This window comes from Capnocytophaga stomatis, from assembly GCF_002302635.1.
GTDB classification, from domain to species: domain Bacteria; phylum Bacteroidota; class Bacteroidia; order Flavobacteriales; family Flavobacteriaceae; genus Capnocytophaga; species Capnocytophaga stomatis.
The window spans coordinates 1,147,982-1,172,583 of record NZ_CP022387.1; the positions used below are offsets into that span (position 1 = coordinate 1,147,982).

Annotated in this window: 33 protein-coding genes; all 33 read left to right on the forward strand. The window is 33.0% G+C overall.

Annotation, left to right across the window (positions count from 1 at the left end; translation table 11 throughout):
• The first annotated feature begins 356 nt into the window (after positions 1–356).
• The gene (locus CGC58_RS05050) at positions 357–1,004 is read left to right on the forward strand and encodes a hypothetical protein (RefSeq protein ID WP_095895544.1); all 648 of its coding nucleotides are present in this window, start codon (positions 357–359) and stop codon (positions 1,002–1,004) included.
• A gap of 173 nt (positions 1,005–1,177) precedes the next feature.
• A complete protein-coding gene (locus CGC58_RS05055) occupies positions 1,178–3,079 on the forward strand; it encodes a coiled-coil domain-containing protein (RefSeq protein WP_095895546.1) in 1,902 nt (633 codons plus the stop codon).
• A gap of 164 nt (positions 3,080–3,243) precedes the next feature.
• Positions 3,244–4,212: an SPFH domain-containing protein gene (locus CGC58_RS05060; RefSeq protein ID WP_095895548.1), complete on the forward strand. Its 969-nt coding sequence runs from the start codon at positions 3,244–3,246 to the stop codon at positions 4,210–4,212.
• Between the two features lie 48 nt (positions 4,213–4,260).
• Positions 4,261–6,402 carry a suppressor of fused domain protein gene (locus tag CGC58_RS05065; RefSeq protein WP_095895549.1) on the forward strand — a complete coding sequence of 714 codons (2,142 nt, stop codon included), beginning with the start codon at positions 4,261–4,263 and terminating at the stop codon, positions 6,400–6,402.
• 69 nt (positions 6,403–6,471) lie between these two features.
• Positions 6,472–7,125: a DUF6707 family protein gene (locus tag CGC58_RS05070; protein ID WP_157909194.1), complete on the forward strand. Its 654-nt coding sequence runs from the start codon at positions 6,472–6,474 to the stop codon at positions 7,123–7,125.
• A gap of 23 nt (positions 7,126–7,148) precedes the next feature.
• Positions 7,149–7,994, forward strand: coding sequence for a hypothetical protein (locus CGC58_RS05075; protein WP_095895553.1), 846 nt, complete (start codon positions 7,149–7,151; stop codon positions 7,992–7,994).
• Between the two features lie 16 nt (positions 7,995–8,010).
• Positions 8,011–8,706 (forward strand): hypothetical protein, encoded by a 696-nt coding sequence (locus tag CGC58_RS05080; RefSeq protein ID WP_095895554.1) that lies wholly within the window; start codon positions 8,011–8,013, stop codon positions 8,704–8,706.
• A 3-nt stretch (positions 8,707–8,709) separates the two neighbouring features.
• Positions 8,710–9,237 (forward strand): hypothetical protein, encoded by a 528-nt coding sequence (locus tag CGC58_RS05085; protein ID WP_095895556.1) that lies wholly within the window; start codon positions 8,710–8,712, stop codon positions 9,235–9,237.
• 13 nt (positions 9,238–9,250) lie between these two features.
• Positions 9,251–9,583 carry an immunity protein Imm33 domain-containing protein gene (locus tag CGC58_RS05090; protein ID WP_095895558.1) on the forward strand — a complete coding sequence of 111 codons (333 nt, stop codon included), beginning with the start codon at positions 9,251–9,253 and terminating at the stop codon, positions 9,581–9,583.
• An 18-nt stretch (positions 9,584–9,601) separates the two neighbouring features.
• Positions 9,602–10,354, forward strand: coding sequence for a hypothetical protein (locus tag CGC58_RS05095; RefSeq protein WP_095895559.1), 753 nt, complete (start codon positions 9,602–9,604; stop codon positions 10,352–10,354).
• A gap of 78 nt (positions 10,355–10,432) precedes the next feature.
• Positions 10,433–11,020: an SUKH-4 family immunity protein gene (locus tag CGC58_RS05100; protein WP_095895561.1), complete on the forward strand. Its 588-nt coding sequence runs from the start codon at positions 10,433–10,435 to the stop codon at positions 11,018–11,020.
• A gap of 132 nt (positions 11,021–11,152) precedes the next feature.
• On the forward strand, positions 11,153–11,731 hold the full coding sequence (locus tag CGC58_RS05105) for a DUF6707 family protein (protein ID WP_095895563.1): 579 nt from the start codon (positions 11,153–11,155) through the stop codon (positions 11,729–11,731).
• Positions 11,732–11,858: 127 nt separating this feature from the next.
• Positions 11,859–12,503: a hypothetical protein gene (locus CGC58_RS05110; protein WP_095895565.1), complete on the forward strand. Its 645-nt coding sequence runs from the start codon at positions 11,859–11,861 to the stop codon at positions 12,501–12,503.
• A 37-nt stretch (positions 12,504–12,540) separates the two neighbouring features.
• A complete protein-coding gene (locus CGC58_RS05115) occupies positions 12,541–12,984 on the forward strand; it encodes a hypothetical protein (RefSeq protein ID WP_095895567.1) in 444 nt (147 codons plus the stop codon).
• A gap of 45 nt (positions 12,985–13,029) precedes the next feature.
• Positions 13,030–13,362, forward strand: a complete 333-nt coding sequence (locus CGC58_RS05120; protein WP_095895569.1) for a hypothetical protein — start codon at positions 13,030–13,032, stop codon at positions 13,360–13,362.
• 37 nt (positions 13,363–13,399) lie between these two features.
• Positions 13,400–14,071, forward strand: a complete 672-nt coding sequence (locus CGC58_RS05125) for a hypothetical protein (protein WP_095895571.1) — start codon at positions 13,400–13,402, stop codon at positions 14,069–14,071.
• Positions 14,072–14,167: 96 nt separating this feature from the next.
• On the forward strand, positions 14,168–14,389 hold the full coding sequence (locus tag CGC58_RS05130; RefSeq protein ID WP_095895573.1) for a hypothetical protein: 222 nt from the start codon (positions 14,168–14,170) through the stop codon (positions 14,387–14,389).
• Between the two features lie 3 nt (positions 14,390–14,392).
• Complete coding sequence (locus CGC58_RS05135) at positions 14,393–14,707, forward strand: hypothetical protein (RefSeq protein ID WP_095895575.1); 315 nt, start codon at positions 14,393–14,395, stop codon at positions 14,705–14,707.
• A 63-nt stretch (positions 14,708–14,770) separates the two neighbouring features.
• Positions 14,771–15,787, forward strand: a complete 1,017-nt coding sequence (locus CGC58_RS05140) for a DUF7638 domain-containing protein (RefSeq protein ID WP_095895577.1) — start codon at positions 14,771–14,773, stop codon at positions 15,785–15,787.
• Positions 15,788–15,809: 22 nt separating this feature from the next.
• Complete coding sequence (locus CGC58_RS05145; RefSeq protein WP_157909195.1) at positions 15,810–16,241, forward strand: CTP synthase; 432 nt, start codon at positions 15,810–15,812, stop codon at positions 16,239–16,241.
• A 17-nt stretch (positions 16,242–16,258) separates the two neighbouring features.
• Complete coding sequence (locus CGC58_RS05150; protein WP_095895582.1) at positions 16,259–16,894, forward strand: hypothetical protein; 636 nt, start codon at positions 16,259–16,261, stop codon at positions 16,892–16,894.
• 393 nt (positions 16,895–17,287) lie between these two features.
• On the forward strand, positions 17,288–17,728 hold the full coding sequence (locus CGC58_RS05155; RefSeq protein ID WP_095895584.1) for a DUF4304 domain-containing protein: 441 nt from the start codon (positions 17,288–17,290) through the stop codon (positions 17,726–17,728).
• Positions 17,729–17,749: 21 nt separating this feature from the next.
• The gene (locus CGC58_RS05160) at positions 17,750–18,565 is read left to right on the forward strand and encodes a DUF1963 domain-containing protein (protein WP_095895586.1); all 816 of its coding nucleotides are present in this window, start codon (positions 17,750–17,752) and stop codon (positions 18,563–18,565) included.
• 45 nt (positions 18,566–18,610) lie between these two features.
• On the forward strand, positions 18,611–19,084 hold the full coding sequence (locus tag CGC58_RS05165) for a hypothetical protein (RefSeq protein WP_095895588.1): 474 nt from the start codon (positions 18,611–18,613) through the stop codon (positions 19,082–19,084).
• Positions 19,085–19,114: 30 nt separating this feature from the next.
• The gene (locus tag CGC58_RS05170) at positions 19,115–20,047 is read left to right on the forward strand and encodes a hypothetical protein (RefSeq protein ID WP_095895590.1); all 933 of its coding nucleotides are present in this window, start codon (positions 19,115–19,117) and stop codon (positions 20,045–20,047) included.
• 78 nt (positions 20,048–20,125) lie between these two features.
• Positions 20,126–20,530: a hypothetical protein gene (locus CGC58_RS05175; RefSeq protein ID WP_095895592.1), complete on the forward strand. Its 405-nt coding sequence runs from the start codon at positions 20,126–20,128 to the stop codon at positions 20,528–20,530.
• A 29-nt stretch (positions 20,531–20,559) separates the two neighbouring features.
• Positions 20,560–21,225, forward strand: a complete 666-nt coding sequence (locus CGC58_RS12805) for a hypothetical protein (protein ID WP_198540760.1) — start codon at positions 20,560–20,562, stop codon at positions 21,223–21,225.
• Positions 21,226–21,245: 20 nt separating this feature from the next.
• The gene (locus CGC58_RS05185) at positions 21,246–21,659 is read left to right on the forward strand and encodes a hypothetical protein (protein WP_095895594.1); all 414 of its coding nucleotides are present in this window, start codon (positions 21,246–21,248) and stop codon (positions 21,657–21,659) included.
• A gap of 81 nt (positions 21,660–21,740) precedes the next feature.
• On the forward strand, positions 21,741–22,193 hold the full coding sequence (locus CGC58_RS05190) for a hypothetical protein (protein WP_095895596.1): 453 nt from the start codon (positions 21,741–21,743) through the stop codon (positions 22,191–22,193).
• Between the two features lie 21 nt (positions 22,194–22,214).
• Positions 22,215–22,544 (forward strand): hypothetical protein, encoded by a 330-nt coding sequence (locus CGC58_RS05195; RefSeq protein WP_095895598.1) that lies wholly within the window; start codon positions 22,215–22,217, stop codon positions 22,542–22,544.
• 9 nt (positions 22,545–22,553) lie between these two features.
• The gene (locus CGC58_RS05200) at positions 22,554–23,222 is read left to right on the forward strand and encodes a leucine-rich repeat domain-containing protein (RefSeq protein ID WP_095895600.1); all 669 of its coding nucleotides are present in this window, start codon (positions 22,554–22,556) and stop codon (positions 23,220–23,222) included.
• A gap of 28 nt (positions 23,223–23,250) precedes the next feature.
• Positions 23,251–23,646 (forward strand): hypothetical protein, encoded by a 396-nt coding sequence (locus CGC58_RS05205; protein ID WP_095895602.1) that lies wholly within the window; start codon positions 23,251–23,253, stop codon positions 23,644–23,646.
• A 66-nt stretch (positions 23,647–23,712) separates the two neighbouring features.
• Complete coding sequence (locus tag CGC58_RS05210; RefSeq protein ID WP_095895604.1) at positions 23,713–24,522, forward strand: hypothetical protein; 810 nt, start codon at positions 23,713–23,715, stop codon at positions 24,520–24,522.
• Positions 24,523–24,602 lie beyond the last annotated feature (80 nt).

The window sequence follows — 24,602 nt, forward strand, 5'->3', positions numbered from 1 at the left end:
GTAACTCATCGTAGGGAGAATTTTGCGAGGTATAAAATAAAAGTAACCTATCGTAGGGAGATTTTTGCGAGGTATAAAAAAAGTAAACCATCGTAGGGAGAATTTTGCGAGGTATAAAATAAAAGCAACCCATCGTAGGGAGAATTTTGCGAGATATAAAATAAAAGTAACTCATCGTAGGGAGATTTTTGCGAGGTATAAAAAAAAGTAACTCATCGTAGGGAGATTTTTACGAGCTATAAAATAAAAGTAGTCCATCGTAGGGAGATTTTCATAAGAATATTTTTATAGGGAAAGAATAATTTTTCTATTATATATATTTTTAAAGAGATATATTTGCAAAAAAGTAGTCCGAAATGGCAAAACAAAAAATCAAGAAGCAAAAAAGTGTCCCAATTATAGAGAAATTTGATACATCGTTGGAATATTTCAGCATTTTTCAGTATCTGGTTTTTGCAGGGACGTATTTGTACTTCTGGCTTTTCGCCGATATTTCCGATGCGTACAAAGTGTATAGCTTGGCTATGCTTATCATATTTGAATTTATTATGGTGCATTCGGGAATTTTTATGGCTGTAATCCCTGCCAAGTATTCTTTACTGATTTTCTTTCCCTTTTACGGAATTTTTGCATTAGTTTTTAATCTTTCTTTGAATTTGGGAGATAGTCGGATACTGATTTTGTACTTAGTGACCGTCTTTCACAGAATGCGATTTGCTTTTTTCAATACAGATAAGGACATCAAAAACAGATTGATACTATTTTCTGTGCTTGGTGCTTTGGCTTACTTTATTTTGACGTTTTTTACTCTCATTTTTTCTCCCATTTTACCTTATTTTGCCTTAGATGAGTTCTTTTTCAACTCCGATGCATATCAAAACGTGAAAAAAATGAAGGGAGCTTTCGTCGATACACCTCACGAGGCTATTATTTTTGGGTTTTTGTACTATTTGGCACTTGCTTTCATTAATTTTAGACTCCTCAGAATGGCAAAAGGAAAATAATTGGGAGAATCTTGTTTCCTTTTTAAGCTAAATTGATTTTATTTATCCTATAAAAGATTGCTTTTTATCATCTTTTCATTTGATTTATTACCAAAAAAGAAGCAAAAAAGCTACTCTTGAAATTATTTCTATATTTCAAATTACTATATTTGCCATTACAAATTTAAAAAGAAATGAAAAAAAGACTCCGAATAGCTGTTTTATATAAAGTTATCGCATTATTGATACTTTTTTTGGCTGAACCTATTTACGGACAAGATTTCTCGAAAGAAATTGAGAGTTATCTGGAAGATAGTGAAACATTCCGAGGAGAAGGAAAGCTAAAAGAAGTTTACAATGCCCTTAAAAAAGCCGAATCAAAGGCTAAAAACAAACATAGAGATTATTTACCGCAAGTTTACTCGGAATATGTGAAGTATTTTTTCGCCATAAAGAACTCCAATTCGGCTAAAGAATATATGCAGAAAGCCAGAAATGAAGCTGAAAAGTCTAATTCCGCTCAAGCACTCGCTTACGGATATTACACTAAGGCTTATTACTATAACTATCTTGACATACGCAACCTCGCCGTTGAAAACTGTCAGTTGGCTTTAACCATCGCAGAAGAAAATAAGATTGAATCACTTAAACCAAGGCTCTATTACATTCTCTATGGGGCTTATTCAAGTGTGGAAGATGCTTCTCTTGCCCGAAAATATGCTCAAAAGACTATCGAAACCGCCGATAAGGCTCATAATTACAATCTTCTTTCCAATGGTTATTCGGCAATGTCCACCGTTATGGGATATTTGTACAAAAAAGAACGAAATGAAGCCTTTAAAGACAGTATCCTGATTTATTTACAGAGGTCTGCGGAAGTTTACAAGCAATATCCGAATAAAGTAAGCTCAATCACGTACGGAATAACGAATATCAACATTGCGGATTTCTATTTCCAAAGCGGAAGTCTCTCCGACTCAAATACTTTAGCCAATATCCAGAAGCACACCGCAATTGCCCTTGAAGTATCGCAAGGAAAAAGCAACACTGCTTCAATTCAAGCCAATGCAAAAGGACTTTTGGCGGAAATCGCTCTGCAGCAAGGAAATACCTCTGAGGCTGAAAAACTTCTGACAGAAGCCTTTGTTGAAATCAGTAAGCAACAACCCGTTATCGATTATTACACGCTCATTGCTCTTGCCGAAGCCCTATCACAACTCTACGAAAAAAGCGGAAATCTTGAAAAAGCTCTTTACCTAAAAAACGAAAAAGAGAAATACAAAGCCAAGCTCCACGACCAAACCCAACAAGAACAGATACTCCGCCTCGAAGCCGAGTTTGAAAACCAACAAATAAAACAAGAAATAGAAACCATATCACAATTAGCCGAAAGCAGAAAACAACTTAATTACCTCTACATAGGCATCTCTTTTTTAGCTTTGATTGCTCTTATCTTTGTCGTGAGAAATCAACAAAACAAATCAAAACTACAAACCGAAAAACAACTCCGACTTGAAAAAGAAAAGGACGAAGCCGAAGCACGTGCTTTGCTCAAAGAAAAAGAACGAAGATTGCTTTCTATCCAAAAATCGCAAATGGAACGGGAAATAAAAATGCAGTTAAGGCTTGAGAAAGAAGAACAAGCCCGCTTAAAAGCAGAACAAGAGCTCTTGCAACTCAAAAATGAACAAATGCAAAAAGAAGTTCTGGCAAATGCACTCCAAATCGACCGAAAAAATAAACTTTTGGAAGAAATCAAGGATAAAATCAAACAGGAAGGAAACACTTTCAACATCGACCGTGTTTTGAAAAAAGAAAAATTCTTAGATGACACTATCGAGCAAACCGTTAAGGAATTTCAGGACATTCATCCTGATTTTTTTAACAAACTCAGTGAACTTTCAGCCAACAAACTCACTTCCCTTGACCTGAAATATTGTGCTTATATGTATTTGAAACTCTCCACGAAAGAAATTGCCTCTGCCTTTAATGTGGAGCCAAAGAGCATCCGAATGAGCAAGTATCGCATCAAACAAAAACTAAACTTAGAAAAGGAAGAAAATTTAGAAGAGTTTTTACAAAGCCTGACAGCGTAATAAAAATGTTGTTTTTCATCTTCTTTACACCCCAAAACGCCACTCATTAACAAAGCAAAAAACAACAAAAAATACTCCTTGTAGACAGTTTGTAGACGCCTTTTTCTTTGACATAATTTGGGCTTCTGCCTATCTTTGCAAATGAATTAGTAAATCATTTTATTATGTCAAATCCAGATTCAAAACTTCCGTATTTAGAAATCATTGAATGGGTGGAACCTGACCCCAATCTGCTAATGTGGAAAGTTCCTGACCAAGATAAAGAAATAAAAAATGGAGCAAAGCTCATTGTACGCGAAAGCCAATCCGTTCTTTTCTTAAATGAAGGTAATATCGCCGATATTTTCACAGCAGGCACACATTCGCTTTCCACTCAAAATATACCTATTCTTTCCAAACTTAAAGGCTGGAAGTACGGTTTTGAAAGTCCATTCAAGGCAGATGTCTATTATTTTTCAACCAAACAATTTGTAAACCTCAAATGGGGAACGCCTGCTCCTGTGCTGATGCGTGATTCACAATTTGGACAGGTACGAGTACGTGCATTTGGGTCGTACAATGTAAAAATAGCTGATATCGCCAAGTTTTTTAAAGAATACGCCGGCACATATCCTTTATTAACGGTTTTTGAACTGGAAGCACAACTTCGTGACTTTATCGCTCCAAAATTTGGGGAAGCTCTTTCCAATACTAATCTTTCGGTTGTAGATGTTGCAGGAAATATGACCGATTTGAGCAATAAAATCCGTCCGATGATTGAGCCTTATTTCTCTGACTTCGGAATTGAAATAACGCAATTCACGGTGAGCTCCGTCACTCTTCCTCAAGAAGTCACAGAGTTTTATGACAAGGCCACAAGTATGAATATTATTGGCGATATGAATCGTTTTCAGCAATTTAACACTGCTAATGCCATTGGCAACGACCGCAGCAATCTTAATTCAAGCGTAAAAGAAGGCGTAGCAATGGGAATGATGATGGGAACGATGCAACAACAAATGCAACAAAATCAGTCGGTAAACAGCGATGAGCCAACAACAAAACTTCAAAAACTCAAAACGCTTTTTGAAAACGGACTTATCGATGAAGAAGAATACAAAGCAAAAAAAGCTGAAATTTTAGCGAATTTTTAAAACAGAAGAAAAATATAACATACATAATTTCAATTAATTTCTAAAACTATGACAGAAAAACAAATCTTGAAAAAAATTGATGCTTGGGACGAAAACGACAACATCCAAGCCATTATTGATTTCATAGAAAATCTTCCTGTGGAACAGCGTTCTACCGCCGTTTTGAGCGAACTCGGAAGGGCTTACAATAACTTTTACTGGCTCGACCAAACAGCCGGAAACGAAAAATATCTGCAAAAAGCAATCGAAGTTTTTAAATATCTGGAAGAAGAACTCGGCGACACGGCTTCGTGGAATTACCGCATCGGATATTCGTATTTTTACCTAAATAACAGCGAATTAGCCAAAAAACATTTCCTCAAAGAACGAGAACTGCAAGGTTGCGGAAACGATGTGGAAACCTACTTGGCTTGCATCGAATACGCTCAAGAAAAAGGCATTTCGCCCGTAGATGTTTACAATGGCGGAAGAGAAAACGTGCAGTATCCGCTGGAGCGTTTCTTAAACTTTTTAGAGAAAAAAGCACCTAAATTACGCACTCTTCTTGCCAAAGGAGCTTCCGATGCCGAGTTGGAAAACTTTGAAAAACAAATCGGTGTGAAACTTCCCGGTGCTTACAAGGAACTCTATCGCACATTTAACGGTCAAACGGAAATTGTGCCGTTTTTCGCTACAGACAGTCAGCATTTCGTTTCGCTGAGTGAAGTGGCTGAAGTTCAAGAAAGATGGCTAAATTTCGTAAAAGAACATTATGGTGAAAATTGGAAAAACGTAACGCTTTCCGAAGAAGTTTTCTTTGATGAAGAAGACATCAAAAATACGCTTTTCAACAAAAAATGGATTCCGATTTTAGCCGGAGAACGATTCTTCATTTGTATGGATTTAGACCCAAAACAAGAAGAATTCTCTGGGCAAATCATCTGCGTAATGCTCAATGAAGACATCAATAACTTTGAGGTAGGTTATCTTTATAACGACATCAAAGATTGGTTAGGTTTCATTATTCGCAACTTGCAATCAGGACAATTGGCGTACAATGCTGAAAGTAACCAACTTGAGTTCGTTGAAAATGAAAATTACGAAGATTGGGCTTATTACACGGAAGAGGAACGTGTAGCTTTGGAAAATTACATTGAAAAGTCTTTCGGTAAATTTGATGAGGTTTTGCACGAATTAGAATCGCCTGATATTCATTGCGATATATACATTATAAAACCAACGCCTGAACGAAATTACTACACTTTGGTAACGGGCGGTATGGGAGCTTTCCAGATGTACACTCCGGAAGGTTATTCATCGTCACCGTTTGCTGAATTGGTTATCAACCTTCCTCCTACTTGGAATGTTCAAAGTCAGGATGAAAAAGATTATTGGCCTATCCGTTGGCTAAAAAATTTGGCTCGTTTGCCTATTCACCACCAAACCTACTTAGGATATGGGCATACTATCCCAACAGGCGAGGCTTTGGAAGGCACAAATTTTGATTGTTTAATGCTTATCGGAGCAGTTACGCAAAGTGAAGATGGTGAGGAAACACAATGGGCAATGGCTGAACTACCTTCAGGAAAGGCCGTCGGATTCTTCTATTTGGTACCACTTTATCCAGAAGAAACGCAGTTCAAACTTGACCAATCGGCAGATGATTTGCTGGATAAATTTGAAGTCGCCGATGTTGCTTATCCGCCTGTGGTAGATATCAATCGTATCAATGTTTGCGAAGGTTACGAGGCTATGGAAATTCCGAATTTGTTGGACGATATTGCGTGGGCATTTAACGACCGTTTTTATGGTTCATTGATGCATTTCTGGGAAGCTGTGCAAGAATATAACGCTGATATTGAAAATGATTTGGAAGATTTCACTCCTTTTGCTACGATTTTCAACAGTTCCAAAGTGATGATGATGTACGAGGCTTACATCAAAAGTGAGAAGGATATTTTGGAAAATGAACGCTTGCTTAATCCGGAAACCTTCGATGACCCGGACGAAGACGGAATGTATTACGCTCGCATATTGGCAGAAATTGAGAGTGAAGACCGCGATTATTTCGGAGCTTTGAATTTGCTTCGTCATATTCACAACACATTACGCAACAAGGATTTAGGAGACCATATTTTCTTTGAAGGCTTCGATTTGGAATCCTATCAGGAAGATGGAACACCTGTAATCTACTTGAATTTAGGAAGTTAATTTTTTTCTTGCCAATCCCTCAAAAAAGTGGGATTGGCTTTTTTAACTCTTTTTCCAATAACACAAAAAATGAATATTCCTTTTGAAAAAATAGAACCTTTCTGTAGCACTAAAAAGCAACAAAAGAATTTAGAAAAACTCAAGAAGAAGTTTTCCATAAAAAATGCAATAAACAGGGAAACACTATCCGATTTGATAGACAGCCTTTTCATTTGTGAAAAATACGAACCGCTTTTGGCTTTACTTCCCGAAGTTTTGAGCGTACCTTTTGAAGAAGATTTCCTCATTTGGGGCGATGTAGAATCGTATTTAGCCGTCATTGCTACAATTCCGAACATTACTTCCGACCAACGGAAAGCTATTTTTGAACATTACAAAAGCGTTACTGAATACCAAAGTACCAAAAAAGCACAAGAAGGTTTGAATTACTATTTTCATCGGATTTTGTCGCTCAATAAGGTTAGGGATTACCAAAAAGCAGTTGTGGAAGCTATTGAGGAAGAAGATTTTAGCTATGAATATGCGATGCGTTTAGGGCTTTTGAAAGAAGCAAACCAAGTAAAACTTATCAGCGAGTTTGTTGATTTCAAAACTTTGCAATTTCCGCAGTGGTTGGAAGCTCCTTATTTTGAAAATCGGGAAATGTTGCAGAATCATATGGATAAAATCATCAATCAAGAATTAAAATCACTGAAAGAAAAACGATTAGCTAAATATCTTTAAGTAACCCAAAATAACATACAGCAATGAAAATAACAGATAGTGAACTACAACGAAATGACTTATCCTCATTGGCTTTTTTTGGTGCAGCCAATTATAATGTTAAAAATATTCGTGAAGATATTGAACATTACAAAACTTTGGACAAAATACGCACAAGTATTTTCGGAAACATTAAAGCATTGAGCCTCCTTTGTGAACATTTTGATGGAGGAGATAATCCCATAATGACCGAAGAAGCTCAGCAATGGAAAGTAATTCTGCTTGATTATTGTGAACGTAATAAACGCAAGATTCCAAAAGCATTACGAGATGATTTTTTACAAAACTTAACAAACGATTTGGACACAATCATTAATAACAGCATTGATATTCCTGACTTTTTATGGAAAAGTGACGCCCAAAAACGTGAAATAGTTGTAAAGGTAAAAAATCAAGCATTGAAAGACAAATACATTGCTCTGGCTGAATTGAAATACAGTAAATTAGGAGGTGCTTTACAAAATTATCTGCTCGAATGTTTACAAAAATTAGAAGAAAAAGAGGAAGCATCAGAAGAGCAAACAATTTCAAGAAAAAAGACACGCAGTTTTTGTCCTCACATCTTTGCTTCATCTGATAATGAATACACCTTTTTATTAGATGACTTTGATATTTTTTTGACTGAAAAACAACATTCTGAAGATACCGAAATCAATGCGTATGATATTGAAAAACAACTTAAAGAATACTTAAAAGAAACCAACAAACCTTTACTTGAAAAGTTGTTTTTTGATTGTGAAAGTTCTCTTTTTTCAGTGAGAAGTCAAAACTTAGAAAACTTGATACAATTACAAAAAGCACTATTGCATTTAGCTTTTGATAATCAGTAAAGAAAATATAATTACTATGGCAAGCCCAAAAGAAATTTTTGAAAAAGCCTGTGGCGAAATCGCTCAGCAATTTCCTGACTTTAAATCCATACAAAAAGGAAGAAAACTAAAGAAAGTGAGCCAAGATAAAAGCATAGAGTTTGAAATTTATTTTCAGACCAGTATGAGAAACCATAACGGCAGCGTTGCCATACTTCCGCACATTAACATTTCTTCCAAAAAAATGGAAAAATGGCTCAACACACAAAGTAACGGACAAGAAATGTGGGAGTCAATCTTTACAAAACAACTCGGTTACCTCACGCCACGCCAATATTGGCACGAATGGAACTTGGCAGGGCTTAGTTTTCAGCCAACCATCGATGAAATTGTAAAGTATTTAAAAGAATATGCCTTACCTATTTTTGAACTTTTTGAAAATAAAGACAAAGCAGTAGATTTTTTATTAGAAAATGGAGCAATTTTCAACAAAAATGTAAAACACGATGAACTTTTACCTTTCTACTTTGTATTTTGGCACGGCGGAAAAGAAAAAGCAGAAATTTTCCTCAATAATTTCGTGCAAAATTGCAGTTACAAAGGAAAATTCATCAAATCATATGAAAAATTACAAACCGTCAAACAAATTAATTTTACTTATGGCAGTTTTGTCGGCGAGGACATCTTAAAATTTGCAGTAGCTCACGGAATTAAACTCAACATCAAAGAATAAACAATGGATTTTGCAGAAATAAATCACTATATCGACCTTTTTTATGAGGAAAAACTTTCTGAATACGACCTGAAATATTACATCACACAATGTGCTGAAAAAGAAAATATTTCGGTTGAAACGCTTTCAGTTCTGTTTCTGAAAGATTGTACAGCAAACAAAGATGGAGAAATTTTAGAAAATGCGTTGTTGATTGTATTCATTTTTAATATTCATAATAAGGAAGTTGTAGCACTTTGTCAGGAATTATTACTCAAAGATTGGCACGAACGTCACGAAGATATTATTTCTGTTTTGGAAGACAACAGAAACAAAGAAACCGTTCCGTATTTGCTTAAAGCTTTCCGAGTGAAACTGAAATATATGCAGTACAACAATTATTATTCGTTTCATAAAAAACTGTTATGGGCAGTTTATAAACTTTCTGGTTCTCAATACAAAAAAGAACTATTACAACTAACTGAACATATCAGTCCAAAGCTAAAGCCTGAGTGGAAGCAATTTATAGGAAACAAAATGGGGAAAATATAAAAAGAACAAAACTATGAACATAAAGGAATCACAACTGAAAATTTGTGCAAAATACCAATCCGAGTTCGAGCAACTAAAACCTAATGAAATGGTAGCGGTAGCTTTGGACACATTAGGGCAAATGCCTATCGTTGGAGAGCGAATCGTGTTAGAGGAAGATAAAAACGTTTCGTGGTTTATTTACTGCGGAGAGTATTCTGATGCAGATGATTTCTACAAACCGATACACTGGTATCATCTAATTGAAATTTTGCCCGAAGTATTACCTTATTTGGGATTAGAGCAAGGATTTCGTTTTATCATTGACAATGAAGGCTATGAAGATGTTTGGAAAGATGAAAATTAACCCAAAAAACAACTAAAAATGGCTCATAATAAAGATTATTTTAAAGATTTTAACATCAATCCTAAAGGACTTTTACAGGAGGAAATTGATATTATCAATGATTGGTATGCCAATTACACCAAATTCGACAGAAATATACATCTTTTTGATGCAGAAGAAGTTGAAATTTACACTGAACACGTAAAATTTCTGAAAGAAGAATATGAAAATCTTTCGTTTTGTGATGACATTTTGTTATTTTCAGCAGATGAAGACAGCAATTGTGCAGGAATTATGACAAAAGGAATAATGCGAGGTTGGATTTTCTTTTTCTCAGAAGATTTTTGGACAAAACCAGTCTTTCGGACACTCAAAACTTTTTATGAAAAGGTAAAATCTGAAGAAATTACCGATGTTTCTGCCTTTGGTATTAAATCTCCGGATTTTCAAAATAAGCATCGAACCGCATCAGAACTCGCTACTGATAATAAAGTATTCGATGACCTTTTACAAAAAATACATCATACTGAAAACAAGCACGATAAAAATCTGTTTATAGAAGCACTCATTACCATTTCTCCCCCTAACAGAATTAGTGAACTCACAGAATTTCTATTTTCAGAAGATTATTGGCATACACGCCAAATTTTGGAAGCATTTGCTTTCTATAATCATCAAACAGACCACGAATTACTATACAAATTAGGAAAAGAAAAACCACAATTTCGCAAACAATTAAAAGAAATGGGAATACAACCTCAAAGAAAGTTCCTTTGGTGGAAGAAATGGTAAAAAGCGAAGAAAATCAAATCCAATTATTTTTAGAAATTAAAAATATTTTTGCGAGATAACCAGATTAATTAGCTAACAATGAATTTACTAAAATGTTTACAAACAGACGGCATAACTATTCTGAAAGAACGCCAAGAAGAAGAGAAAGACATTAACAAAATATACGAAAGCGAAATACCTTTGCTTCTCGACAACGAACACGAAAGGATTTATTTTGTAAAATTTGCCGATGAAATGCCCGAAATACGCATTCCTTTTGGTGATTTTTTATGTTTCGGAAAAATTGGCTTTGAGAAACAATATTTTGTGATTGACAAAGAAGGAAAAATCTTTAAATATGATTTCTGTTATGAAGATGAAAGCAACTTAGTGTTTGTGAATAGTTCCCTCACGGCATTTTACAGGAGTTATTGCCGATATATGGCTGGAATTTTTATGTATAAGGCTCATCAAAGTGATGAGGACTTCCCAATGGAAGCCGAAGTAGAACGAATTACGGAATTTATCAAAAGTTTTGACCCTGCTGCTGTTGAAAACGAACAAACTTACTGGTCTGACCAGCTATTTATACTTGAAGATGGCTTTGCTTACCTGATGCATAACGTCGTAGACAGAACGTTAGGAATGCCAAAGCATAATTATCAGCAAAAAAAGAAGAATAAGTAAAGAATTTAATCTTTTTATAAAAAAAGGACTACTTTAAAAAATCAAAGAGACAATCAGTGCTTTGGCAGGAATTTTCGCCTGTTTTTTTAGAATTTTCTATCAAAAACAGAATAATTTAAACAAATAGTAACAATGAATTTCAAAGAATTATTAAAACACGAAGGGCTTACTGCCCAACAAATAAAACACATTGAGTTGTTGGACAAAAAATTTTCGGCAACCAATGCAGGCAATTTAAAAAAAGCCAATGACCTGCTTTTCAGTTTATTGTACACCAACAATTTACCTGCCGTTCAAACGCTCCTTGATTTGATGACGCAAATTCCGTTTAACGGCAATTTTAACCAATGGACTTTTGTGGAACCAAGTTACACCTTGCGTTATTTTTTGAGCAATGACAACACCGAAAAGGAGAAAATTAAGCATTATTTGATAAATGAGGTACGCTCCGAATGGGATGACGATGAGGAACACGCTGAGCATCTGCAAAAAAAACGTGACGGAATGCTGGTGGAAAGCAGTTTGGAGCAATTGGAACGTTACAACACATCTGAAAAAGAAGAATTTACTTGGCGAACTACTGTTTTAATACGCTATTTAGAGGTTTTGGCAATAGGAGCAACAGGAAAATTGGATGAAAAAAACGTTTTAAACGAAATTAATTCCAATATCGAGCGACAAAAAGCATTAAATGCAAAGTTTAGCAAGTAAATTTGCTGATAAAATGCTCGAAATATGCATTTTTCTTCGAAAAAAAGAAAATTTTACCAATAAATAATTATGAATAATATCAGAAAGTATTTTTTTAAATTCTAAACAAACTAAATGAAACATTATTATGAGTTTTGCAAAAGAGATTAAGAAATTAAGTCAGTTTCTAAAAGAACAAGGTTTTTTAGCTGTTCCAATGGAGATTCGTAATACGCGTTCTTGGGTTAAAGAATTGGATAGCGAAAACTTAGTATATATGTATGTTTACATCAGTCAGCATTCACAAAAAAGCCAAAGAGGACACCTAATTATCTCTCCGCCACGCTATAATGATGATAGTTGGATAGGGAATCCTTTGGCTATTGGTATTCCACTGGCAGAAAATTGGGAATTGGGAACGGGCTTCTTTGATGATTACATAAATAGACTTACTAATTTATTGCCGAGTGCAGCTTATCTTAAAGATGCAGTTATTAAGGAACTGTACAGCGTAAGTAATATTTCTACTCAGACATCAGGGGCAAAAACACTTGGCGAAAGAGAACTGATAGAATTAAAAGCCTTTCGTAAATTACAAGAAGAAGCAAATTTTACTGAGTTATGCCAAATAAGCAAAGAAATTTGGTTTAAGAAAAAAGATATTTATCTACTTGATATTGAATTGGGTAAAAAATGTTTTGAACCTTATGGTGATGACATTACAATGAAATACATTGAGGATTACACATCTAAATTAAGTACAATTTTAGCCACATATAGTGCATTCAGATAGGCAGTAAATTTAGTAATACAAATCAAAATAAAATTCAATGCAACAATTTTCTTTAAAAGTGCAAATAAACGAACAAAGACCTGATTTTCGCGTATTTAAAGCTTTCTTTTTTGGTGATGATTTTCATAATTGTGACAGTGATGGCGATGCTTCTCCTGTTTATAGTAGAAATTGGACAGAGCTTTATATGCGTTCCCGAGAAAACAAACAATGGTTTGACATACAATGCATTGAAAAAGATAATTTGATTTTCGAAATCACTTCCGACACAGAAGAAAATGTGTACCAAATTGCTTATTTTCTCGCAAAAGAAACAAATGGAACAATTTTAAACGATGAAAATCAAATAATTAATAAAGATAATATGTTTTCAAAAATGGGAAACTTTAATTTGGAAGAAAGATTGCATTTAGCAGAGAAAAGCATTTGGCGAAAATCATCAAAAGAGAATCCTTATCCCAACCTTCAGAAAGAAAAATAATTCATTCGCTTAAACCCAACTAATTAATAACACAAAACACTGATAATGAACAACAAAACACAAATCGCAACTGATATTCCAACCGAAATATTTTATAAAATTGTTGATTATCTGAAAGAAAATAGTTGGAAACTCATTGCAGAATACAGCCCCGAAATCTTTGATAAAGCTATCGACTTTGATTTATACCAATTTGAAAAAGAAAACGAAACAATACAAATGATTTGGGATATTTGGTTTGAAGGAGAAATAAAAGCAACTCCATTTGTGTTTAAAATGTTATCATCACATTTAAAATATGAATTCAAATACGGAACATCTATTCATTTTCACGAAGATATTTTCATTAAAAAATCATCTTTATTGATGAAATATTAGTGTTTGAATAACTTAATCTTAAAAAAATTAAATTCTAATGAAAAAACAAAATTACCTTCGCATTTATGCTAACATTGACAAGGAAAATTACAGCGAAAACGAGAAAGAAACATTAGTAAAAACACTCATTGCCATTGGCGAAGAGATATTTACACAGACCGATTTACGAATGGACATCAATGGTTCGGGATATGGCATTTCAAAAGGCGACCCACTGGTAAAACAACAAACCTTTTGGAAGAAAATTGATAAAAAAGGCTACAAAAATCTGTTCGGAATCAGCACTTCACACAAAGATTATTACAATTACAGGTCACAATTCAATTTATGGATGCAATCGCACAACTTCTTCCGATTAGATATCGAGTTTTTCTGGCAAGCTAATGATAATTTCGACTACGAAAAGGCTCAAAAAATCATCAAAACTTATCTACCTATTGTCCGAATTGATTACGCTTACGGCTATCTTGCTGATAAAAACCTAACTTGGGATGAATGGATAACAAAAGAAAGTTTTTGGAGTTCCACCTCCTATATTCCTAAGGAAGAGGAGATTTGGCAAGGACAAATTGGTGAAATCTTAAATGGAAAAATCAAAAAAATATACGCCTTTAATGTTTTTAATAAAGCCCAAAGCGAGAAAACATCACACGAAAACCTGAAACGTATTCCACTTAATGATGAAATTGAAATTGGTTTGCTTATATAGAAAGTATTTCAAAGCCTAATTAGCTTCATCAGAACTAAAAAATGAAAAAATAAATACAAAATCATCAAATTCGCTATCAAAAAGCCTAAAAAAGCTATGGAAAAACGATTCTTTTTAAGTTGTTCCGATTTGCATAAACAAAAATCCGGCAAACCGACTTATCTTTACGAAGAAATCTCGGAAGAAGAAGCCACCAAACACGAAAATGAACGAGCTTATTACATCGGATACTTTCAAAATGGAATTCTAACAAAATACGAAAAAAGGTATCGTGGAGAAATTCTTTCCGAAAAGCAAATCGAACTAAAAAACGAATAAATTATGCTCTCAATTCACCTAAAAAATGCTCAAAATAAAGGAATTGGCTATATCACTTACGAAGAGGAAGTCATTTTAGCCAAACTTTATGACAAAACCGAAATAAAATTCATCAAAAAACTATGGGAAAACTATTATAATAATCCCGTTTTCTACCTTGAAGAATTAGAAATTGCTTATGAAGAACTATTTTCTCTTTCCCTTGAAATGACACAAAAAGCAACCGCATCATCTGAAATAAATTTTGTATATAAAATCATTACAATTATCTCTTATGCAGTGTATCACAAAGAAAATTTGCAATGTTTAAGCGATTAGCAAATAATAAATGAAAACACGAACAAATTAAAAATCTTTTTACCATCATTAAATAAAAAACATATGAATTTCAAACCTTCAAATAAAGTTTACAAAACACAAGAAATACAAGGCGTTTCCGTTCCTGCGATTATTGAAAACGGAGGTTATCATTTCACAGATTTAGATATTTACGAAAACGGACGTGTTTATTGCTGGAATTTTCACGATTTTGAGATTTTTAAGCAAGAAGTTAATAACGAATGGGTAGTTTTAAGCATTCCTGATGGCGAGGACATTTCAATTTTTAATTTAGGATGTTGGAAAATCAAAAATTCACAATGGATTTTCAACAAAAAGAGTTTTATTGCCTATGTTGAAAGCCTTATTCGTGAAATGAACCCGCAATGGAAGAATATTTACACCTATGTTGAGAAAAAACTCGGCAAAATTATCATTGGCGAAAACGGTCAAGGAACTATTTTTAAAGAAATTAAAAATGAATACGGATTTAATTCTAAAAAAATCGAAGCCAATAGCTTAAATCTGTACTATAAAGAAAATGAAATCTATCATTTGGTAAAAGTTATCGCCTTTGCCGACCACACTTTACAGATTACAAGGCTTGAAAATCCGTTTGAAATCAGTTTTGAGGAATTTAAAAAACTCGTTAAAGAGAAAAAAATAGTAACGAATCCGCCAAAAAATTCAGTTATAAATATCTATGGATTAGGAAGTTTCTCCATTGAGCAAAAAAGTTGGTGCAATAGCATCAAGAACATACAAAAGGAAATTGAAGAAATATTCAGAAAGCTCAATAATGTCCCCACTCTGTTTGAAATTTGCTTAAATACATTCAAAGAATTCAAAAACAATCCAACGAAACAAAACCAAAGCAAACTGAAAAAAGCATACGAAAAAGTTCCTGAACATCAGCGTATGTATCTGGGTGATATGGACACTAAAGACACTGAAATTCGGATGATTATTTACGGAAAACAGGAAATTGAAGGCTGGTCGCATTATCAAATTGCAAAAAAAATGGGAGACCCACTGCCAAATATCCAAATTCCGGAAATAAAAGATGAAAACAACAATTAAAAAAATATCAAAAAATAAACTTATGAACGAAATTAATATCAAACCCTACAAAAGTGTTGGCAATTTTCACTTCGGGAAAACTCAAAAAGAAATCATTACTCAATTTGGAGAGGCTTCCAAAGTAGAAATAGATAATATAATGCAACGAATTACTGAATTTCGTAATGCACAAGAACTTATTTATGATAAAAAAGGCAATGATTATATTCTAAATCAAGTAATTTGTCTAAAAGACACTACGCCAATGATTGAAAATAGGGATATTTTCAGTTTAGGATTGGAAAAACTTAAGGAAATTGATAATGATTTTGTAGAAGGAAAGCAATACACCACCTTCAGAACACTGGGAATTTGTTTAGGAGGCTTTGGGAAGAAAAAAATTCCTGAAAAACGCCTTTTAATAGCCTTCAGCAGAGAAAAATTAGCTTTCTATGAAGATTTTACAATCGTGTAAAGTGAAAAAATAAGACAATGACAGATTTTAATTACATCAAAACACTTTTCAATATTCAAGAAAACAACGGATTTACCGATGAAGAGCTACAGAATATTATAAAAGTAAGCCCTAATATCCCCCAAGTGCTATATGATTATTATATTCAATTAGGAAAAATAACAAAGCTGAACCAAACACAAGATAATTTACTCATTCCTGAGCAAGTTCAATGGTCAAAAAATAAAGATTATTTAATTTTTTATGCAGAAAATCAGTGGGCTTGTGTATGGGCTATTCAAAAAGAAGACCTTACAGAGGAAAATCCGCCTGTTTATATGAGCAAAAATCAAGAAACTTGGGAAGAAGAATCCGAAACGCTTACTGATTTCTTAAATGCAATGACAAATTTACAAGCAGTTTTCAGTTTTGAATATTCGTCAGAAGATTTTTTATTTATAAATGAAGAAGAATTAAAATTTATAAAACAAAATTTCCAAAAAAAGCCCTTTGCTTTCAAAAAATGGATAGGTATTGATTTCTATGGTAACTCTATAGGTGATATTATTGCTATTTTTAACAACAAACCTTATTATGATGTATGTTATGCAGCTTCAAATAAGGAAAATTTTGAAGAAATTGACAAACTCATCAGAAATTTAGGTGAAAAATAAATTCAAAAATAGGAAAGTAAATATATAAAACAGAAAAGTAACTTTCAAAAATGAAATTCCTTGATAAAATATCAAAAAGTAAGTATAAAATACAGAAACGTAAATAAAGAAAATAGGAAAGTTAGTGTAAAAAATCAAAGAGAAAGTACAAAAAATAGAAAAGTCAGTACAGAATGAGATATTTTTTTAAAAGAAAATCAAAAAGTCAGTACGAAAAATAGAATAGTGACTTATAAAAATAAAATTCCTTGATAAAATATCAAAAAGTAAGTATAAAAAATAGAAAAGTGAATTATAAAAATAAAATTTCTTGATAAGAAAACTAAAAAAACAATTATAAAACAAAAAATTCATTTTACTTAGCATCAAAAAACATCTCAAAAACAGCAGAATATGAAAGAAAAAACCAATGCACAAGTCGCTTTTGATGAAACCATTAAAGCCGTTTATGATTTGTTAAAGCCTGCGGGATTCAAGAAAAAAGCACTTAACTTTTATCGAATAAAAAACGATGTTTGTCAGCTTATAAATATTCAAAAAAGCCTTTATAACAGCAATGAATCTATTACTTTTACAATAAATATTGGTGTAGATATAGCTAAAACTGACAATGATTTCCCTCCAATGACGCATTTTCATATACGAGAACGCATCGGGAATATCAAAGAAAACGAAGATTTTTGGTATGCCTTTGATGAAATTCAGGATATTTTTACCAGAAAACAAAAATATCAATCGGAAAGACAATTAGTTTTGGAAGATATTGAAAAATATGCTTTGCCTTTCTTAGATAAATTCACAAACCAAAACGATGTAGAACATTTTTATAAATAAAAACCAAAAAAACGAAAAGATATGAGTAAAGAAAAATCAGCGTACATTCAGCAAAAGATAGCTGAATTTAAAGCTAAACTGCAAAAACCTATCACGGAATTTGAAACGGGAGGATTTCGCTCAAGTGGAGAAAAAAATGAAAACTGGATTGGTCGCGTTTTTCTTTGTAAACCCAACGAAAAACAACCTGTTATCGACAAAAATGGCAAGGAATTGTATGCTCTTGCTCAGTTTTATCTTCCTGATTTGCCTTTTGTCCCCGAACAATTAAAGCACGTTACTTGGCTTACAGTATTTATGGGAAAAGAATTCCCGCACATTGAAGCTGAAACAGCTACTCCAAAAACTGATGAAAATGGAGAAGAATATTGGGAACTATCTACCGAACTTGGCAAAAATGGTGACGGTTGGCTTATCCGAGAATATACTACTGAAGATGAGTTGGTTGAATATGAATTCCCGACACAAGAATATCCTAAACCTTTTCCGCTAAAACCTATCTATAAGGAGCGAGATTTTCCTTTTTGGGACGGCGGAGGCATTCCTGATGGCATAGCAGATGAAATTAGCGAATTAGATAATTATAATGACAAAGAAAATGAAAATCTGCTAAATTATTATGATGATATTATGAGCGGTGAACATAGTTATTCGCACAAATTTGGCGGATATCCATCGTTTTGCCAATCAGGAATATATTTTGGTGATGATTTTGAATTTGTATTTCAAATTAGTAGCGATGAAAAAGCACAATTTAATGTGATAGATTCCGGAAGCCTTATGTTTGCCAGAAACAGTAAAACGGGAGAATGGGGATTATACTATGATTTCTATTAGAAAAAACGTAAATGAAATTCATAATCGACAAAAAAGAAAAGATAAATGATACAAGATTTAATTTCACATTACAGAAATAAGCTAAATGCTTTGGAGGATGCCATTTTAATTGGAGAAATTCCCGAAGGAGCAACAAAATTTAATCCAGAAATCGAAAATTTAATAACCGATGAGCATAAAAACTTCTTGAAAATTTGCAATGGAGGATTTTTCGGAGATATTGTTCTTTGGGGAACTTCGGATATCTTAGAAAGCCAATACAGAGTTCCTGAAAATGCTAAAAATACAATGTATGAAATCGGACAAATACTTTATGAGCCTGTTTTTATGGATAAAACTACGGGAAATGTACATTTTAATGCCGAAAAATACAGAGATATGTTAAAAATTGATGTAAGTTTTAAAGAATTTGTAGAAGATTACGCTTTCGGAGATAAATATCGAACGCATATTCTTCACTTTCAAGATGAGGATGATGATTGGTCTTCTTTTTTAAAAGAAAATGCCTTAAAAAACTAATTTTCAACAATATATTACAAACGAAAAGAAATGAAAAAACTTTGGGAAATAGAATTAAAAAATAGTATCGATGGCGGTGTTTCACCAACAATCGACCCTTTTTCAACAGATGAATTTTACATTGCTGATGGTTGGTGTTCAATGTATAATTCGATGCGGTTAAGGAAGATTTCTTTTATTTCCGGCAAGGAAACTGCTAATGTTCTGGTACGAAATATGGTGAAGTACATACATTTTTCTGTTGATGGTAACTTTATTTTTGCCGTAACTAATAGCAAAATATTAAAAATCAATCGGGAAAATCTAAAAATTGAAGAGAAATTCGATAAAAACATACCCAAGTATATGGATTATTTTCAAAGTGATAAAGCGGGTAATCTCGTGATGATGAATCACGTCGGAAAAAGTGTTTTTGTCTTCAATTGTTTGGAAAACAAATTAGTACAAAAGAAAGTTACTAAAAACGATTGGTGTTGCAATATTCTCAAAGAGGACAATAATAACTATTTGATTTTTAGTCCGAAGACAGGCACCGTGCAACGATATTCAATTGCAGAAAATAAACTGGAAACCATACTAAAAACTCAAGTTTTTGCTCACGGAACGAAAGACCAAAAAGGTAATTTTTATTTCCAATCAGGAGAATTTAAAAAAGGGGGTATGTGTACCGATTCGCTCAATCCTTTGAGCCAAATTTTAATTATTTCTGCTGAAAAACAACAGAAAACGTATGATTTTGAATTTATTTTTAGAGAAATAAGACTTTCAAGTGATAAAAAATCGTTATTTTTAATAGGAGACAACAAAATTTGGCAATTTTCTTTAGAAAAAGAAACAATTATTTCAGAAATCATAGCTCCGAAAGGCAGTTCTATCATTGAATTTTTTGAAGAAAAACAATTTCTATTAGCAATCGCTCATCAATCGGACAATAAAAAGATGATAGGCGTAACAATTCGATAGAAAATCTTCTTCAAATGATTAAAATACTTTGCCATTGTACAGAAATTTAATAAAAAGTAATGTTTTAAAATAAAAACAATGAAAAAACCAATCAATTTTTCGATTTCAAAAGAAATCATTGACATCAAGGAAATCCCGGGAAACCACCCGAACCAAAATCCGGAACGAGGTTTCCTGTATATAGAAAAAAGCATCTCTGATTTTGAAGATTCTTTTGACGAATTATTTGACATAAAGGATTTAGAACCATTGGATTACTGTATTTTATCTTCCAATTGTGAAATAACCTTGCCCAGTGGGAAAAAATTCTGCGGTGTTTCTTTCAAAGGAACATCAGGAAAGGAAAAAATCACGCAAACCATTCAAAAAGATTGGAAAGAAAAGGGATTTTTGTTTGGGGAAATCAGAAATAATATATTTATAGATTCAGAAGGAAAGAAAACGCTTTTAAATCTTTGTAAAGCTGTACTTTATGAATATTAATCAATAATTTTTTAACAAAACATCAATTTATGACACAGAAAGAATATGCTCAATACCTCGCAGAACTTATCGGAGAGGAAATGGATACTGATTGTGATGAATTAGAAGAGCTTTTTTATGGTTATTTTCAATCGTTTATGCCTGATGGAAAGAATGTTGAAAAAGTTTTTGAACCCATTGAAAACGGACAACTGCTTTACCAACGCATAAAACCCATTTTTGAGGCAACAAAAGAAGAAACTACGCGAGCTTTTGAGCAAAATATCGCTCCGGGATATTTCGTACCCAACAAAAAAAGCACAGAAGAAGAACTAAAAGCCATCGGTAAAGAGCTTTTGGCTGGATTATTAGAATTTGCTTCGTTCGTTGAAGAAGAAACCCTGCAAAACTATCTGTCAGAAATAACAGAAATTGAAATTTCGGATAATAAAGAACAAAATTTTGATGATGAAAAACACGTACATCTGTGGGAAACTTTATTGGATTGGACAATTGACAACACGGATTACGAAAGTTTAATTTCGATACTTCGTGAGGCATATTATTCCATAAATTGTGATTACTTTTTAGCTGCATATTTGCAATATCCTAATTACAACGACAAACCAAACGGTGATTTTCTAAAACCTTATTTTGAATTATGGCAAAGAGGCTTTAGGTTCGTCATCAATGATAACAAATTGATTTTGTTTTAATTAACTTCAAACATTTAAAAATGCTAAAAATAGAATTTGAAGCTCCCAATTATAATCATTGTGAGTGTTGTGATAGTCTTATCACCAATTTAACTCGTTTTGTATATGACGATGAGGGTTGTCTTGGTTATTATTATGCAGTAATTGAGCCACATCATCGCAAGGTGGTTCAATGTATGGTCGTGCTGTGTGAATGGGACGAGGCAGGCAGAAAAGTAATTAAAAAAATAGGCTTTCCGCTGACCATTTGGGAGAAAAATGATAATTTTAACATCTCACTTCAAGACAAAACCGATTGTCCGTGGAAGAATTTGACCGATGTGGAAATCCTAAACCGAGAAGATAGCCTAAAACACCCTCACATTTCCGATGTTTTTCATATTACCGACCATATCGTAACAGAAGACACACACATTATCAATTATTTTGAATAAAAATAAGAGATTTCACCTAATTAATTGCATTTATCAGACAAAAGCAAGATTCACCAAAGGAAATAGTTAACAGAAACAAATATGAGCAACTATCAATTCACTGAAGAAGACGGAATTGCAACTTCAGTTAAAGAAATATATTTCAAAAACTTAAGTCAAAGCACTTTTATTTGGATTTACACAGAAAGTGAGGATTTTAAAGATTTTTCACCAAAACAAAAAGTTGCTTTTGAGGAATTTCTCAACACAGAAAATGCTTTGCAGCAAATTAAGGAAAAGACTAAAGCATTTTATGACCTTTCGCTTGCACAAAAACGCATTAAGCAACAAAAGAATGACAGTTTTGAACTTGATTTTCAGGCTGTAGTTTTGCCCAGCCAAGCAGAAAATCCGAAAAACATTGTGTTTGTATTGGCTGATACAAATTGGCTTTTGGCTAATTCCAAGTTTTTTATGGAATTGGAAATGCGTTTTGAAGACGGAAAATTAGTAAATGTATGCGAACTTTGTGGAGAATACATTTTTCCGCAGTAAAAAATAAATAAAACTGACAAAATGAGCTTCGTAGAAGAAATAATACAGCGTGAAATCCATAAAAGCAAAGAATTTTTACGAACAACGATTGAGGAATCAGTTCGGAAAAGTGAAATTTATAAAATAAATGAGCTTGAAGAAGCGTTATTTTTACTGAAAATTGCCAAAGAGTACAATATTAGTCGAAAAAGCATCAAAAAAATCGTCAAATTACCTGATTCTAATTCACAATTTTCTTCTTTTCACGTAGTAGATGACAATGAATCAGATGATAAATTATTTTGGACAGAAGTAAATATCGAAAACAGCCCATTACTTCTTAATTCAGAGGATATTATATTTATAAAATAGGATTTAATTATGATAGATAAAGGTTTTACAAAGCACAATTCAAAAGGTTTTATCGAACATCAACTGACGCAAGCAGATATTGAGGAAATGCAAAAGCACAAACGATTAAAATCTATCTGTATCAGTCATTTAAAAGCTGAAAATTTAGATTTTTTGTTGCTTCTGCCTAATCTGGAATATGTAGAATTTCGTGGTTGTACCATCAATGATTATTCAGCTTTACGAAAAATTCCAAAACTTAAAAATCTGTGCTTCAATACTGTAAGAAAAGATAATAATAATTTTAATTTCCTTAGTGAAGGATTTGAGAATTTAGAATGGCTTGAATTTGCATACTGCCCTAAATTTGAAGTTTTCCCCGATTTATCGACTTGTAAAAACTTACAAATGTTAGAAATTCGCAGGTGCAAAAACTTAAACGATTTTCGTAACATCAAAACTATTCCTAACTTAATAGGAATCAATTTTTTAGTGTACACAAAACACCAACCATCGGATTTGGAGTTTATTGCACAAATACCTCATTTAAAAATAATTTCGTGTTGGTTTAACACTCAGAAACAAAAGAAAGAATTTGATGATTTGTGCAAAAAACACGGAAAATCAGAAGAATATATTTTGATAAATGATAAAAATTCGCCAAAATTTATGGAACGAAAAGATTACATTCCTAAGTAAATAAACCTTTTTTAAAACAAACACATTAATGAAAAGCAAATTACGAAAAATTGTTGTGGAAGAAGAGGTCTATTACTATCGAATCACTGATAATTTCCAAATGGAAACCTTCCCTTCCTTTATCCGAATCAAAATATTTTCGGAAGGATGCAAAACCACGCCTTTGCTCATTGAGTTTCCTTCAAAATATGATTTATATGCAGGATTTCCCCTCAAAAATGGCGTAGATTTACCAAATTTATTGAACAATATCACCGAATGCGTGAATATTCATCAGCCTAAATACATACAAAAATTTATTTTATTAGGAAAAAAATACGGCTGGAAAGGAAATAATGTCATTCCCATACAAAATGGAATGGATTATTTATCTGAATTGGGCTATGATGTGAGTTCAATTTGTGGTAATAAAATCTGTAAATAGTTTTAAATCAAAAGTTTTATAAAAAACAGTATAAGACTTTTACTCTAAAAACAACATACAAAAATTATGGCAATAGACGGAATTAAAATCATTGACAGCGACAGTGCGTACGATATTTACAACGACATTACCGAGCGTTACAAGGACCGCGAAGAGGTAACAAAAATCATTCAAGATTGGCTGGGTGAAGAGCAAAATTTTTGCATCGATGCACTTCACACTGAAATTTATTGGACAGCTTTAGCGTATTCCCTTTGGAAAATCGGACATTTGCCTGAAGATATTCTGCAAAAAACTTTGGCAATTATCAAAAACGGAGCGAGTGAAGAGTGGCACAAAATTGATGCTAAAGCCCACAAACAAAGGCAAAAAAACTTAGAAAAATTGGCTGAGCAACTCCAAAGTGACAATCCAAAACCCATCAAACAACCCAAACCTACCAAGAAAAAAGAGCCTTATTTTCAAGAAGGTGACGTTTTAGCAATTGAAATGCCACAAGGATACGGAATTTGCTTTGTATCACAAGTTTATCAAACACCCAGAAAACTCGAATATCATTTGGCGTGCACGCAACATTTAAGTGATTCATTTCCAAAGATTGATGATTTTTTAAATAGCAAAATTGCTTGCGGAAAAAACGGCAAAACATTCGCACTGAAAACGGATTGTTGGTTTAACCATAAGGATTTGGGCGAGATTTTACCTCATTTGAAAAAAATCAGACACGTAAAGTTCTCATCGTATGAGCTTTGGGTTTTGTCCCCTGCCCACAACTTGGAAGATATGTATGATAAAATCACAGAAGAACCAAGACATTACGGCGGAAAAACAGAATACATCTACGATATGATTATTGATATTTTTCCATCAGAATAAATAACTGAAAATCAAAAACTTGAAAAAAACACAGTAATTCTGAAAAATATTTACGAGTTTAAGAAAATTCTGATATAACA